This window comes from Leisingera sp. ANG-Vp, assembly GCF_000813725.1.
Taxonomy (GTDB): domain Bacteria; phylum Pseudomonadota; class Alphaproteobacteria; order Rhodobacterales; family Rhodobacteraceae; genus Leisingera.
Genome location: NZ_JWLD01000059.1, coordinates 1 through 13,672, shown reverse-complemented (window position 1 = coordinate 13,672; position 13,672 = coordinate 1). Strand labels below are relative to the sequence as shown.

Genomic DNA, 13,672 nt, shown 5'->3' with positions numbered 1-13,672 from the left:
CAGCGGGTGGCGCTGGCGCGCGCCCTGGCGCCGCGGCCTGCGATCCTCTTGGCGGATGAGCCCACGGGCAACCTGGACGAAGCCAATGGCGAAGCGGTGATGGATCTGCTGTTCGGGCTGCGCGACCGCTATGGCGCGACGCTGGTGATGGTGACCCACGCGCCTGAGCTTGCCTCGCGCTGCGACCGGGTGATCCGGCTGCGCGACGGGCGCATCGACGACGAGGCCGCGCGCGAGGCGGCGGAATGAAGACCTCCGCTTTCCGCCTGGCCTGGCGCTTTGCCCTGCGCGAACTGCGCGGCGGCCTGAAAGGCTTCCGTATCTTCCTCGCCTGCCTGGCCTTGGGGGTTGGGGTGATTGCCGCTATCGGCTCGATCCGCGCCTCGATTGAAACCGGGCTGTCGCGCGAAGGCGCAACAATCCTGGGCGGCGATGCGGAGCTGAATTTCACCTACCGCTTTGCCAATGACGACGAGCGCACCTGGCTGGCTGAGAACACGCTGCGCTATTCGGAAATTGCCGAGTTCCGCTCGATGGCGACCGTGGGCGAGGAACGCGGGCTGACGCAAGTGAAGGCGGTTGACGGGCTCTATCCGTTGAAAGGCGAGATAAGGCTGGCGCCGGAGATGCCGCTGGAGACCGCATTGACTGGTGCCGATGGCCTGCCCGGCGGGGTGATGGACCGGGTGCTGGCCGACCGGCTGGGGCTGCAGCCGGGGGATACGTTCCGGCTTGGCACCCAGGACTTCCGCCTGATGGCGATGATTGCGCTGGAGCCGGATGCGGCGGCCTCCGGCTTTGAGCTGGGGCCGCGGACCATCGTGGCGACGCCGGATCTGGCCAATTCCGGCCTGCTGGCAACCGGCACCCTTTTTGACACCAAATACCGGATGGAGCTGCCCGCGGGCCATGACCTGAACGCCCTGCAGGCCGAAGCCGAGGGGCTGTTTGAAACCACCGGCATGCGCTGGCGCGATGCCCGCAACGGCGCGCCGGGGATTTCCGAATTTGTCGAACGCCTTGGCGCTTTCCTGGTGCTGGTGGGGCTGTCGGGCCTCGCGGTGGGCGGTGTGGGCGTCTCTGCCGCGGTGCGGGCTTATCTGGCGACCAAAACCTCAACCATTGCCACCCTGCGCACGCTGGGAGCCGAGCGGCAGACGATCTTCCTCACCTATTTCCTGCAGATCGGGGCGCTGGCGATGCTGGGCGTGGTAATTGGGCTGGGCATCGGCGGACTGATGCCGGTGCTGCTGGGGCCGCTGATTGCGGCGCAGCTGCCGTTCCCGGCGGTGTTCTCCCTCTACCCTTCGGCGCTGATCGAAGCCGCGCTTTATGGGCTGCTCACTGCCTTTGTCTTTGCCCTGTGGCCGCTGGCCCGGGCCGAGCGCATCCGCGCTGCCTCGCTGTTTCGCGATGCCTTTGCCAGCCGCACCCGGCTGCCCGCGCCGCGTTACCTGGTGGCGACAGCAGTGGCCTTGGGCGCGCTGGTCGGGCTGGCAGCCTGGTTCAGCGGCTCGGCTGAGCTGACGCTGTGGACTGCAGGCGGGCTGATGGGCTCGCTGATCGTGCTGCTGATTGCGGCGCTTGGCATCGGCCTGCTGGCCCGCCGCGGCACCGGTGCCTCGCGCGGACGGCCTGCGCTTCGCTGGGCGCTCTCGTCCATCGGCAGTGCCCGTGACGGCGCGGTGCCTGCAGTGCTGGCTTTGGGTCTGGGCCTGACAGTGCTGGCAGCCATCGGCCAGATCGACGGCAACATGCGCCGGGCGATAGCCGGCAACCTGCCGGATGTGGCGCCCTCCTACTTCTTTGTCGACATCCAGCGCAGCCAGATGCCCAGCTTCCTGGAACGGGTCGAGAATGACCCAGCCGTGACCCGGGTGGAAAACGCCCCGATGCTGCGCGGCGTGCTGACCCGGATCAACGGCCAGCCCGCCACCGAGGTGGCTGGCGATCACTGGGTGGTCGAGGGCGACCGGGGCGTCACCTATGCCGCGGCCCAGCCGGAAACCACCACTGTCACCGCAGGCGAATGGTGGCCGGAAGACTACACCGGTGACCCGCAAATCAGTTTCTCGGCCGAAGAAGCCGAGGAGATGGGGCTGCAGCTGGGCGACACGCTGACGCTCAACATCCTGGGCCGCGACATCACCGGCACCATCACCAGCTTCCGCAACGTGGATTTCTCCACCGCGGGCATGGGGTTTGTGATGGTTCTGAACGAGGCTGCTCTGGCCGGTGCGCCGCATAGCTTCATCGCCACCGTCTATGCCGAGGAGCAGGCCGAGGCGGCGATCCTGCGCGACCTGGCGCGCGAGATGCCCAATATCACCGCAATCCGCATGCGCGACGCAATCGACCGGGTCTCGGACATCCTGCGCCAGCTGGCAGCGGCAACGGCCTATGGCGCCGCGGCAACGCTCTTGACCGGGTTTCTGGTGCTCTTGGGAACGGCAGCTGCCGGGGAGCCAGCACGGCGGTACGAGGCAGCCTTGCTGAAGACACTAGGGGCACCACGGCGGCAGATCCTGGCCAGCTTTGCCCTGCGGTCCGCACTGCTGGGTGCGGCGGCCGGGCTCGTGGCACTGGCAGCAGGCATTGCCGGCGCCTGGGCGATCAATGCCTTTGTCTTCGAGACCAGCTACACGGTGATCTGGCCGAATGCGCTGCTGGTGATTTCCGGCGGCGTGCTGACCACGCTGCTGGCCGGGCTCGCCTTTGCCCTGCGGCCGCTGGCCGCCAAACCGGCCCGCATCCTGCGCGCAAGGGAATAAGTCAGGCTGCGGCGTCCCGATTCAGCGGGCGCCGCAGGACACCGGCTGCAGGATCCGCAGCAGATCATGGTTGCCGCAGACCAGTGCTTCCAGCGAAATGTCATCCAGCGAGGCGTAAAAAGCCTGCGCCGCATCCGCCAGGGCCACTTTCAGGCGGCAGGCGTCAGACAGCGGGCAGGTGTTGTCGGCATCGGCAAAGCATTCCACCATCGGCAGGTTGCCCTCGACGTCGCGGAACACATCCCCGATCCGGATCTCCCCGGCGGGCTTGCCAAGACTCATGCCGCCGTTGCGGCCGCGCTGGGTTGCCAGATAGCCAAGCTGGCTTAGCTGATTGATCACCTGCGCCAGGTGGTTCTCCGAGATATTGCAGCATTCAGCGATCTCGGCCTTGGTCACCAGGCGCTCTTCATGCGCGGCGCAATACATCAGCAGCCGCACGGCGATATTGGTCCTTTTGGTAATGCGCATGACTCGTTCCCACAGCTTCAATGCATCGCTTATTGCACGGGCGCGGAAAAAGCGGTTTGACATACATCAATAATGGAAACGGCGGCGAAGGGCCCGAACATGGCAGCTCCATACTTCTTTGGCTACGGCAGCCTGGTGAACACGGCCACCCACACCTATGGCGATGCCCGGCCCGCGCGGCTGCAGGGCTGGCGGAGAGCCTGGGTCCACACAGGCCTGCGCGAGGTCGCGTTTCTGTCGGCGGTTCCCTGCAAGGACAGCGCAATCGACGGGCTGATCGCTGAAGTGCCCGAGGCGGATTGGGCGGCGCTGGACGAACGGGAATTTGCTTATGACCGGCTGCCCGCATCAGAGCAAGTGCAGCATGATGTGGCCGGAGCTCCGGAAATTTCCGTCTATGCCGTGGCGCTGGAGAAACAGAATGGGGTAACGGACCAGCATCCGGTGCTGCTCAGTTATCTGGACGTGGTGCTGCAGGGTTATTTGCAGGTGTTCGGCGAAGCCGGAGTGAAGGATTTCATCGCCACCACCGATGGCTGGGAAGCTCCGCTTCTGAATGACCGGGCAGCGCCGCGCTATCCGCGCCACCAGAGGCTGAGCCGGGCAGAAAGATCCCTGTTTGACAGTCTGATCGCAGATACCGGAGCCCGGGTTCTGCCGGGCTGAGCCCTCCACCTGCTGCCATTGCTGCAAGCTCTCCCCCCGCCCCCGGCGCAGGCAAGCTGCACCTTGGACAGTTGGGCATCGCACCGCACCTGCGGTGCGGTGCAGCGCCGCGCGCAAGCGCGGCGCCCGGCCCAACGCCGGTAAGGCATCTTTGATGCCGCTCCGGCGGGCGGGAGCCATCCTGATGGAGCTCTCAAATGAAAAGGCGGCGCCTGAGGCACCGCCTTTCCATGTCTGCAAGACATCTCTGGTTCAGCCGCGGGCGCGAACCTTTTCCATCAGCGCCAGAAGCGCACCCATGTCCGGACCGCGCTCCATGCCCGTGACCGCCTTGCGCAGCGGCATGAACAGGCCCTTGCCTTTGCGGCCGGTGGCCTCTTTCACGGCCGTAGTCCAGTTCTTCCAGCTGTCCGCGCCGTAGGGGCCTTCCGGCAGCAGTGCCATGGCTTCGGTGATGAAGTCCTTGTCCTCATCTGCCACCAGCGGGTCGGCCCCGTCGCGGCACAGTTCCCACCAGCCCGCAAGATCCTTCAGCGTGGTGATGTTTTCCTTTGCCATATCCCAGAAGGCAGCCTGTTTCTCCGCCGGGACACCCAGCGCATCCACCTGCCCCTGCACAGCCTCCAGCGGCAGCGACTGCAGGTGGCGGGCGGTCAGCGGATAGAGATCCTCGACATCAAACTTGGTCGGCGCGGCGCCAAAGCGGTTGATGTCGAAGCCGTCGATCAGCTCGGCCATTTCAGTGCGCAGCTCCACCGGATCCGAAGAGCCCAGGCGTGCCATCAGCGACAAAAGCGCCATCGGCTGCACCCCCGCTTCGCGCAGATCGCGCAGGGCCAGCGTGCCCAGACGCTTGGACAGCGCCTCCCCCTGCGGGCCGGTCAGCAGCGAGTGGTGAGCAAAAGACGGCACGGAGCCGCCCAGCGCCTCGATGATCTGGATCTGGGTGGCAGTGTTGGTGACATGATCCGAGCCGCGCACCACATGGGTCACGCCCATTTCAGTGTCGTCCACCACCGAGGCCAGCGTGTAGAGGAACTGGCCGTCGCCGCGGATCAGCACCGGGTCGGAGACCGACGCAGCGTCGATGGAAATGTCGCCCAGGATGCCGTCAGTCCATTCGATGCGCTGGTGGTCCAGCTTGAAGCGCCAGACACCGTCGCCGCGCTCAGCGCGCAGGGCGGCCTTCTCGTCCTCGGACAGGGCCAGCGCGGCGCGGTCATAGACCGGCGGCTTGCCCATGTTGAGCTGTTTCTTGCGCTTCAGGTCCAGCTCGGTCGGGGTCTCGAAAGCCTCATAAAACCGTTCGATTTCCCGGAGTTTGTCAGCCGCAGCGACGTAGCGGTCAAGCCGCTCGGACTGGCGTTCCACCTTGTCCCAGGTCAGGCCCAGCCATTCCAGGTCCTGTTTGATGGCATCGACATATTCTTCCTTGGACCGCTCCGGGTCAGTGTCGTCGATGCGCAGAATGAAGGTGCCGCCGGCCTTGCGGGCGATCAGGTAGTTCATCAGCGCGGTGCGCAGGTTGCCGACGTGGATGTAGCCGGTCGGCGACGGGGCAAAACGGGTGGTGGTCATCTCGGATCTCCTGTTGCCGTTGCCTTGTCACATGGGCGGCGGATTGTCCAGTTTCAGCGGGGTTAACGCGCCTTTGGCGCGGGCCTCCCCTCTCGGCAGCATAGCCGCCTGCCGGGCGCCGGGACGCGAGTATTTCCGGCAAGATGAAAGAGCGGGTCAGTTCGGCCGTACCGGCCAAAGTGCATCGAGGTCTTTGAGACCGGTTTGGATCAGTTCGGCCAGGACCGCCAGATCGATATCTGCGAGCTTGTTCACGTAGAGGCAGCTTTTGCCAAGCTTATGCTTGCCGAGACGCGAAAGGATGGCTCCATAGTCCTGATAGCCCGGCATGATGTAAATCGAATGGCGTGCCTTGCGCGGGGAGAAACCGGTGGCGAGGAAATCGCCTTCGCGGCCCGTGGCATAGCGGTAGTGGTAGCGTCCATAGCCGACAATCGAGGCGCCCCACATCTGCGGTGCGAAGCCGGTAGCCTGGCGGAACAGAGTATCCAGCTGCTGTGCCTCGAGCGCCTTTCTCTCCGGTTCGACGGCCGCAAGGAAAGCCTCGGCACTGGCGCCGGTGGGGACAGTCTTGTTCTGGCTCATGCGCATTCCTCCTGCCCCGGATAGTGACTCATCACGGGAATGTTTACAGCCCCTTGCGCAAGCGGCGCTAGGATGCGGCAAGTCCAATGCAACTTGGAGGATCCCCTGATGACTGTTTCCCTGTCCCGACGCGCAGCGCTCGCTGGCGCTGCCGCCCTGCCCTTTGCCGGAGCTGCTGCACCTGTTCTGGCCGGCGGCCATGGCGGCCGCGCCGAGGCGCCGATTGCCCATTCTTTTAAGCTGGGAGAAATGCCCGTCACCACACTGCTGGACACATCGGTCGCGCGGGAAGGCCAGAAGGCGATGTTTGGAGTGGCGGCGAGCGATGAGGAGTTCTCCCAGGTTTCGGCTGAGAACTTTATTTCCTCTGATACGCTTCAATTCTATTTCACCCCCACGCTGGTTGATACCGGCGCCGAGCTTGTTCTGTTTGACACAGGGCTTGGCATGGGCGGTATTGCCAAGGCGCTGACTGCAGCCGGGGTGACGCCGGACCAGATAAGCGTAGTGGTGATCACCCATATGCATCCTGACCATATCGGCGGGCTGATGACCGATGGTGCGCCGACCTTCCCCAACGCCCGCTATGTGACGGCTGCCGCAGAGTACAATTTCTGGTCCAAGATGGAGCCCGGCAACCGGGTTGGCGATCTGGTCGCCAGCAATGTGACGCCGCTGGCCGAAAAAACCACCTTCATCGATGACGGCGGCAGCGTGGCCTCCGGAATCACAGCAGTGGCGAGCTTTGGCCATACGCCGGGTCACATGTGCTACATGCTAGAGAGCGGCGGGCGGCAGCTGTTGCTGACGGCGGATCTGGCCAATCATTATGTCTACAGCTTTGCCCGGCCGGACTGGGCCTTCAGCTTTGATGCAGATGCGGAAGCTGCCAGTGCCTCCCGCCGCAAGGTGCTGGGGATGCTGGCCGCGGACAAGGTGCCGATGATCGGTTACCACATGCCGTTCCCGGCGGCCGGGTTTGTGGAACCCCGGGGCGAGGGTTTCCGCTATGTTCCGGTGAGCTATCAGCTGATGGGATAGGCGTCAGTAGCCGGTCTGCGGCCCGTATTTGCTGCCGTCCGTGAAACGTGACAGGCGGAAGTCATGCGGGTCCACGACGGGTTTGTCGCCGGTGACCAGATCGGCGGCGAGCTTGCCCGCGGCGGGGCCGATGCCAAAGCCGTGGCCGGAGAAGCCGGTGGCAACAAACAGCCCCGGCAGCCCGTCAGCCTGCGAGATCACCGGAATCGCATCAGGTGTCACGTCGATCAGCCCGCCCCAGCTTTGCACAACATCAGCGCCTTGCAGCACCGGAAAAGCTTTCTGCGCCGCGGCCCAGCCGCTTTTCAGCGCCTTTTGCGAGGGCGCGGGATCGAGCACCCGGCAAAGTTCGAACGGGGTGGTCTGGTCCGGCTGCCAGCGGCGGGCCTGGGCGGCTTCCTCAGTCCAGCGGCCGGATAAACGGAACTGCAGCGCGCGCCATTCCTGGCGGTAGCTGGGCATGAACTTCCAGCCCAGGCGGAAGCTGTCCGGCACGATGTCGACAATGTTTTCATGGGCGTCCGCGACGGTATAGCCGCCATCGGCCCGTTTGCGCAGGCCGAGATTGGCGGCGCGGATTGCGGTTTCCGGACCGCCCTGCACCGGGGAAGTGCGCAGCACCGAATTCAGCACCTTCAACTGCGGCAGCTTCACCTTGGCGTTGCCCAGGAACAGCCGCGACCAGGCGCCGCCGGCCACGACCACAGCGGAGCAGGCTACGCGGCCGCGTTCGGTCATCACACCGCTGATGCGGCCTGCGGCGGTCTCGACGCTGCGCACGGCGCATTCGGTCATGATTTTTGCCCCAGCGGCCTGGGCAGCTGTGGCGATGGCATGGGTGGCCATCTGCGGCTCGGCCCGGCCATCCATCGGGGTCAGCAGGCCGGAGCGGGTCTTGGTCTGGTGGCCCGGCATCAGCTGTTCGATCTGGTCGCCGCGGACCATGCGGGCGCCCTGCCCCCAATTGTCGAGGTTGCCCAGCCAGCGCTCCAGCTGCGCCTCGCGTTTGGCCGTCCCGGCTGTGTAAAGGATGCCGGAACGGGTGAAGCCCGTTTCCTTTCCGGTGCGTTCAGCCAGCCCTTCCCAGAGCCTCAGCGCCTCGGCCATCAGCGGGATTTCCCGTGGATCGCGGCAGGAGATCCGCACCCACCCCCAGTTGCGCGAGCTTTGCTCACCAGCAATCTGGCCCTTTTCGCACAGCAGCACGGAATGGCCGCGTTCAGCCAGTTCAAGTGCGGTGGTAGCACCGATAATTCCGCCGCCGATCACCACGGCGTCAACGGCCTTGGGCAAGGCCAGGTCGGATTGGAAATGAGGCAGCTTCGGTCCAGGCATGCGGGCATCTATGCCCGGTGCCCAATCGCGGGTCCAGCATGCAGGCGACGCCAAACGTGCCGCTTTCTGCCATTGTGTTTTTTGCGCCGCATATCAGAGCGTTACCGCCACCGGACACGGACAGGAAAATGGCAAAGAGGGCACAGAAAGCCTTGCGCCATCAAGCAGTTACCGCACGGATCAGGACGGGTCGCGCCAGCGGTTCACGATCGGGTAGCGGCGGTCCAGCCAGAAGGCGCGCGGGGTCAGCCGGGCTCCGGGCGCGGACTGGAAGCGCTTGTATTCGCTGATATAAACCAGATGCTCGACACGTTTTGCCACGTCCCGGTCGAAACCGGCTGCGACGCAATCTGCGATTGAACCGTCCTGATCGACCAGAATGTTCAGAATCGCGTCCAGCTCCGGGTAGTCCGGCAGGCTGTCGCTGTCCTTCTGATCCTCGCGCAGCTCAGCACTGGGGGGCTTGTCGATCACGTTGGGGCGGATCACTTCGCCTTCCGGTCCCTTCATCCAGGGACGGTGGTTGGCATTGCGCCAGCGGCAGGTCTCGAAGACGCGGGTCTTGTACAGATCCTTGATCGGGTTGTAGCCGCCATTCATGTCGCCATAGATGGTGGCATAGCCGACTGCGACTTCGGACTTGTTGCCGGTGGTCAGCAGCATCTCGCCGAATTTGTTGGACATCGCCATGAGGAGCAGCCCGCGCAGGCGGGACTGGATATTTTCCTCGGTCAGGTCGGCGTCGCGGCCTGCGAACAGCGGCGCGAGAGTGTTGGAAATCGCGTCGCGCCCTTCGGAGATCGGCACGTAGTCGTAATGCACGCCCAGCGCCTTGGCGACGGCTTCGGCATCCTCCAGCGACTCATCCGAGGTGTATTCAGACGGCAGCATCACGCAGCGGACGTTTTCGGCGCCGATGGCATCCACCGCGATGGCTGCAACAATGGCCGAGTCCACCCCGCCGGAGAGGCCCAGCAGCACCTTCTTGAAACCGCTTTTGCCCAGGTAGTCGCGCAGAGATTCCACCATCACGCGGTAGTCCTGCTCCCACTCGTCCGGCAAATGCGCTTTTTCGCCTTCGATGGCGTGCCAGCCCTCGTCGGTGCGCTCCAGATCGAGATGGGCATAGGCCTCATCAAACACCGGCATCTGCAGAGCCAAAGCGCCGCCGGGATTCAGCACGAAAGAACCGCCGTCAAAAACCTGGTCATCCTGCCCGCCCACCATGTTCAGGTAGATCACCGGCAGGTGGGTTTCGACGGAACGCGCCACCATGTGATTAAAGCGCACTTCCATCTTGTTGCGGAAATAGGGTGAGCCGTTGGGGATCAGCAGGAACTCGGCCCCGGTTTCGGCCAGGGTCTCGGCAACGTCCTCGTGCCAGCCGTCCTCGCAAATCGGCGAACCGATGCGTGTATTGCCGACGGCATAGGGGCCGCCCAGAGGGCCCGCATTGAAGATGCGGACCTCGTCAAAGACGGTTTCGTTCGGCAGATGGTGCTTGAGGCTGCGCGACGCGATCTTGCCGCCTTTCAGGATCAGATAGGCGTTGTAGAGCCGGCCGCCTTCAATCCACGGGCCGCCGATGGCCAGTGCCGGGCCGTCGGCACAATCCGCCGCCAGCTTCTCGAGCTCGGCAATCGCGGCATTGTGAAAGGCCGGTTTCATCACCAGGTCCTGGGTGTTGTAGCCGGTGATGAACATTTCCGGCAGCGCCACCAGGTCGGCACCGGCCTTGCGGCCCTCCTCCCAGGCGGCCCTGGCCTTGGCGGCATTGCCCGCCAGATCGCCCACTGTGGGGTTCAGCTGCGCCAGTGTCACACGGAAACGGTCTGCCATGCTGCTAGGGCCCTTTGCAAATTTCCTCCCCAAGCCATTTACCAGATTGACGGCCAAGGGAAAGAGCCCGGACCAAGGACGGGGGAAAAGACATTGCGGCGCCGGGCGCGGTAGCTTAGTTTCCGGGCAAGCAACCCTAAATGGCAGCAGCACCGTAATTCCTGGGCAGGCAGAGGTTTTGAATGACCCGTTTCGGCACCGCATTTGCGTTCTCCACACTCCTGGCACTGGCCGCTCCGGCCTGGGCGCAGGAAAGCGGCGTTATTACCACTCAGGATGAGATCGGCGGTGTCTACGAAGGCACCTTCCGCAACGGGCTGCAGCATGGCACCGGCACCTACAAGCTGCCGAATGGCTATGAATACACCGGCGAATGGGTCGACGGTGAAGTGCGCGGCCAGGGCCGGGCGCGGTTCCCGGACGGCTCGGTCTACGAGGGCGAGTTTGCGCAAGGCAAACCGCACGGGCTTGGCAAGCTGACCCGCGCTGACGGCAGCACCTATGAAGGCGGCTGGCAGGACGGTCAGATCCACGGCGACGGCACCTCGGTTTATGCCAGCGGCGTGCGCTACCAGGGCAGCTTTGCCGGCGGCAAGCGGGACGGTCAGGGTAAAATGACCTCACCGGACGGCTACAGCTATGATGGCGGCTGGGTACAGGGCCGCCAGCAGGGCCAGGCAAAAATCACCTATGCCGAGGGGACTGTTTACGAAGGCGCTGTGGCCGATGGCCAGTTGCAGGGGCAAGGGCGGCTGGAGACTTCGGACGGGCTGGTCTACGAGGGCGAATGGGAGGCCAGCCAAATGCATGGCACCGGCCGCCTGGCGCAGCCGAATGGCGACATTTACGAGGGCGAGCTGCAGAACGGCCGCCGCCACGGCACCGGCAAGCAGACCTATGCCAACGGCGATGTCTATGCCGGCGCATTCCTGGAGGACCAGCGCCACGGCACGGGCACGTTCACCGAGAAGGACGGTTACAGCTATACCGGCGCGTGGGTGAAGGGCCAGATCGAAGGCAAGGGCAAAGCGGTCTACCCGGACGGCTCCTTTTACGAGGGTGATTTCCGCGATGATCTGGCTGATGGCCAGGGCAAGATCACCTATCCCGATGGCTCCACCTATGAGGGCGCCTGGATTGCCGGAGTGATCGAGGGCGAAGGCACTGCAACCTACCCCAATGGCATCACCTATACCGGCGGTTTCAAGAATGCCAAAAATCACGGCCAAGGAGTGATGACCTATGCTGACGGCTACCGTTATGAAGGCGGCTGGCAGGATGGAAAGCGCCACGGCGATGCCAAGGTGACTTACGCCGATGGCTCGCTTTACACCGGCCAGTTCGCCGACAGCCAGCGCCACGGCCAGGGCAAGATCGAAATGCCGGACGGCTTTACTTATGAGGGCGGCTGGCAGGGCGGCAAGATCTTTGGCGAGGGCGTGGCGACCTATGCCAATGGCGACGTCTACGAGGGCAGTTTTGTTAATGGCAAGCGCCAGGGGCCGGGCACGATGAAATACGCCAGCGGCCAGCAAGCTGAAGGCAATTGGGAAAACGGCGCCCTGGTCAGCAGCGGCTCGGAGTAAGCCTGCGCAGAGCGCTGCATCCGGTGTTTCACGTGTGGCAGCTCAGGCGGGCATTCTGGCACCAGCTTCGGCAGCGGCCACTGGCAAGCCTGTATCAAACAGCTTTGCAGACGCCGCGGGGTCCTCACCTCATCTCCGGGCTGAGGCCGGACGCGAACCGGGCCGCCGGCACACCGGGCCGGCAGACAGCCAATGTTCCGGCCAGCGCAAGATCCGCAGAATCCCCCTTTCCATTCTGCCGCGCCTCTGTATAAATCGCTGCCATGAGCATTCGCGCAGATATCCATATTGCAGACACCGCTTCCTGCGGTGCAGCTCTGCGCGCCCTACTGATCCTAGCCCGCCTCTGAGCGTGCCCTTCCGGCGCGCCCGCTCAGAGGATTGCCGCACGCGCGCCACGATAGGCTTATGATGCCCGCAACCGGGCCTAGGACAGAGACAAGAGATACCGACATGACCAACGCATCCCCGATTTCCGGCGGCAAAGACCGCGTCTTGATTTTCGACACCACCCTGCGCGACGGCGAGCAAAGCCCTGGCGCCACCATGACCCATGACGAGAAGCTGGAGATTGCCGAGCTTCTGGACGAGATGGGCGTGGACATCATTGAGGCAGGCTTCCCGATTGCTTCTGAAGGCGATTTCGCAGCTGTTTCCGAGATCGCAGAGCGTTCCAAAAATGCGATGATCTGCGGACTGGCCCGCGCCAACTTCAAGGACATCGACCGCTGCGCCGAAGCGGTGCGCAAGGCCGCGCAGCCGCGCATCCACACTTTCATCGGCACCTCGCCGCTGCACCGCGCCATCCCGAATCTCACCATGGATGAGATGGCGGACAAGATCCACGAGACCGTCACCCACGCCCGCAACCTTGTCGACAACGTGCAGTGGTCGCCGATGGATGCGACCCGCACCGAGTGGGACTACCTGTGCCGGGTGATCGAGATCGCCATCAAAGCCGGCGCCTCGACCATCAACATCCCCGACACCGTTGGCTACACTGCGCCGATGGAGTCGGCCGACCTGATCAAGCGCCTGATCGAGACCGTGCCGGGCGCTGATGAGGTGGTTTTTGCCACCCACTGCCATAACGACCTTGGCATGGCGACCGCCAACGCGCTGGCAGCCGTTGCCGGAGGTGCACGCCAGATCGAGTGCACCATCAACGGTCTTGGCGAACGCGCAGGCAACACCGCGCTGGAAGAGGTGGTGATGGCGCTGAAGACGCGCAATGACATCATGCCGTGGCACACCGGCATCGACACCACCAAGATCATGCATATCTCGCGCCGTGTCTCGACCGTGTCCGGCTTTGTGGTGCAGCCGAACAAGGCGATTGTCGGCAAGAACGCTTTTGCCCATGAAAGCGGCATCCACCAGGACGGCATGCTGAAGAACCGCGAGAACTTCGAGATCATGCGGCCTGAGGATATCGGCCTCTCCGGCACTTCGCTGCCGCTGGGCAAGCATTCCGGCCGCGCGGCGCTGCGCGATAAGCTGGAGCACCTTGGCTATGACGTTGGCGACAACCAGCTGAAGGATGTCTTTGTCCGCTTCAAGGAACTGGCTGACCGCAAGAAAGAGGTCTTCGACGACGACCTGATCGCGCTTATGCGCACCGGTGTTGATGCTGAGAACGATTATCTCAAGATCGTTTCCATGAAAGTGGTCTGCGGCACCGGCGGCCCGGCGGAATCCACGGTCGAGATGGAAATCGACGGCAAGGATGTGACGGAAACCGCCGAGGGCGACGGCCCGGTGGACGCGACCTTCAAGGCGATCCGCAAGATCTACCCGAAC

General features: G+C 64.1%; 10 protein-coding genes and 1 pseudogene. 6 read left to right on the top strand and 5 right to left on the bottom strand.

From position 1 onward, the window contains the following. Window positions 1-249: pseudogene (locus RA20_RS18200) on the top strand (ABC transporter); the annotation flags it as partial. Then, complete coding sequence (locus RA20_RS18195; protein WP_039132031.1) at window positions 246-2,771, top strand: ABC transporter permease; 2,526 nt, start codon at window positions 246-248, stop codon at window positions 2,769-2,771. The pseudogene RA20_RS18200 and the gene RA20_RS18195, both read left to right, overlap by 4 nt. A 21-nt stretch (window positions 2,772-2,792) precedes the next feature. Here RA20_RS18195 and RA20_RS18190 read toward each other — a convergent pair whose 3' ends face one another. Continuing rightward, window positions 2,793-3,242, bottom strand: coding sequence for an RrF2 family transcriptional regulator (locus tag RA20_RS18190; RefSeq protein ID WP_039132030.1), 450 nt, complete (start codon window positions 3,240-3,242; stop codon window positions 2,793-2,795). Between the two features lie 99 nt (window positions 3,243-3,341). Between RA20_RS18190 and RA20_RS18185 the strand changes: the two genes are divergently transcribed. After that, window positions 3,342-3,908, top strand: a complete 567-nt coding sequence (locus RA20_RS18185) for a gamma-glutamylcyclotransferase family protein (protein WP_039132047.1) — start codon at window positions 3,342-3,344, stop codon at window positions 3,906-3,908. Between the two features lie 252 nt (window positions 3,909-4,160). Here RA20_RS18185 and gltX read toward each other — a convergent pair whose 3' ends face one another. Together gltX and RA20_RS18175 are read right to left on the bottom strand one after the other, a co-directional pair. Further along, a complete protein-coding gene (gene gltX, locus RA20_RS18180) occupies window positions 4,161-5,486 on the bottom strand; it encodes a glutamate--tRNA ligase (RefSeq protein WP_039132028.1) in 1,326 nt (441 codons plus the stop codon). Window positions 5,487-5,642: 156 nt separating this feature from the next. Then, on the bottom strand, window positions 5,643-6,071 hold the full coding sequence (locus RA20_RS18175) for a DUF1801 domain-containing protein (RefSeq protein WP_039132026.1): 429 nt from the start codon (window positions 6,069-6,071) through the stop codon (window positions 5,643-5,645). A 108-nt stretch (window positions 6,072-6,179) separates the two neighbouring features. On the opposite strand from RA20_RS18175, the gene RA20_RS18170 reads away from it, so the two are divergent. Then, window positions 6,180-7,112, top strand: a complete 933-nt coding sequence (locus RA20_RS18170; RefSeq protein WP_039132025.1) for an MBL fold metallo-hydrolase — start codon at window positions 6,180-6,182, stop codon at window positions 7,110-7,112. Window positions 7,113-7,115: 3 nt separating this feature from the next. Here RA20_RS18170 and RA20_RS18165 read toward each other — a convergent pair whose 3' ends face one another. Together RA20_RS18165 and RA20_RS18160 are read right to left on the bottom strand one after the other, a co-directional pair. Next, the gene (locus RA20_RS18165) at window positions 7,116-8,447 is read right to left on the bottom strand and encodes an NAD(P)/FAD-dependent oxidoreductase (RefSeq protein WP_039132037.1); all 1,332 of its coding nucleotides are present in this window, start codon (window positions 8,445-8,447) and stop codon (window positions 7,116-7,118) included. A 180-nt stretch (window positions 8,448-8,627) separates the two neighbouring features. Further along, window positions 8,628-10,286: an NAD+ synthase gene (locus RA20_RS18160; protein WP_039132023.1), complete on the bottom strand. Its 1,659-nt coding sequence runs from the start codon at window positions 10,284-10,286 to the stop codon at window positions 8,628-8,630. 182 nt (window positions 10,287-10,468) lie between these two features. On the opposite strand from RA20_RS18160, the gene RA20_RS18155 reads away from it, so the two are divergent. Both RA20_RS18155 and RA20_RS18150 read left to right on the top strand, forming a co-directional pair. Beyond that, on the top strand, window positions 10,469-11,872 hold the full coding sequence (locus tag RA20_RS18155) for an MORN repeat-containing protein (RefSeq protein WP_039132021.1): 1,404 nt from the start codon (window positions 10,469-10,471) through the stop codon (window positions 11,870-11,872). 453 nt (window positions 11,873-12,325) lie between these two features. Further along, window positions 12,326-13,672, top strand: a 1,347-nt coding sequence (locus RA20_RS18150) for a 2-isopropylmalate synthase (protein ID WP_039132020.1), incomplete at its 3' end; no start/stop codon positions are given.

What these genes read in the sequence shown, in the direction of transcription:
- RA20_RS18185 (WP_039132047.1), top strand. Translation starts at nt 3,342, where the DNA reads ATGGCAGCTCCATACTTCTTTGGCTACGGCAGCCTGGTGAACACGGCC.
- gltX (WP_039132028.1), bottom strand. Translation starts at nt 5,486, where the DNA reads ATGACCACCACCCGTTTTGCCCCGTCGCCGACCGGCTACATCCACGTC.
- RA20_RS18195 (WP_039132031.1), top strand. Translation starts at nt 246, where the DNA reads ATGAAGACCTCCGCTTTCCGCCTGGCCTGGCGCTTTGCCCTGCGCGAA.
- RA20_RS18160 (WP_039132023.1), bottom strand. Translation starts at nt 10,286, where the DNA reads ATGGCAGACCGTTTCCGTGTGACACTGGCGCAGCTGAACCCCACAGTG.
- RA20_RS18155 (WP_039132021.1), top strand. Translation starts at nt 10,469, where the DNA reads ATGACCCGTTTCGGCACCGCATTTGCGTTCTCCACACTCCTGGCACTG.
- RA20_RS18190 (WP_039132030.1), bottom strand. Translation starts at nt 3,242, where the DNA reads ATGCGCATTACCAAAAGGACCAATATCGCCGTGCGGCTGCTGATGTAT.
- RA20_RS18175 (WP_039132026.1), bottom strand. Translation starts at nt 6,071, where the DNA reads ATGAGCCAGAACAAGACTGTCCCCACCGGCGCCAGTGCCGAGGCTTTC.
- RA20_RS18165 (WP_039132037.1), bottom strand. Translation starts at nt 8,447, where the DNA reads ATGCCTGGACCGAAGCTGCCTCATTTCCAATCCGACCTGGCCTTGCCC.
- RA20_RS18170 (WP_039132025.1), top strand. Translation starts at nt 6,180, where the DNA reads ATGACTGTTTCCCTGTCCCGACGCGCAGCGCTCGCTGGCGCTGCCGCC.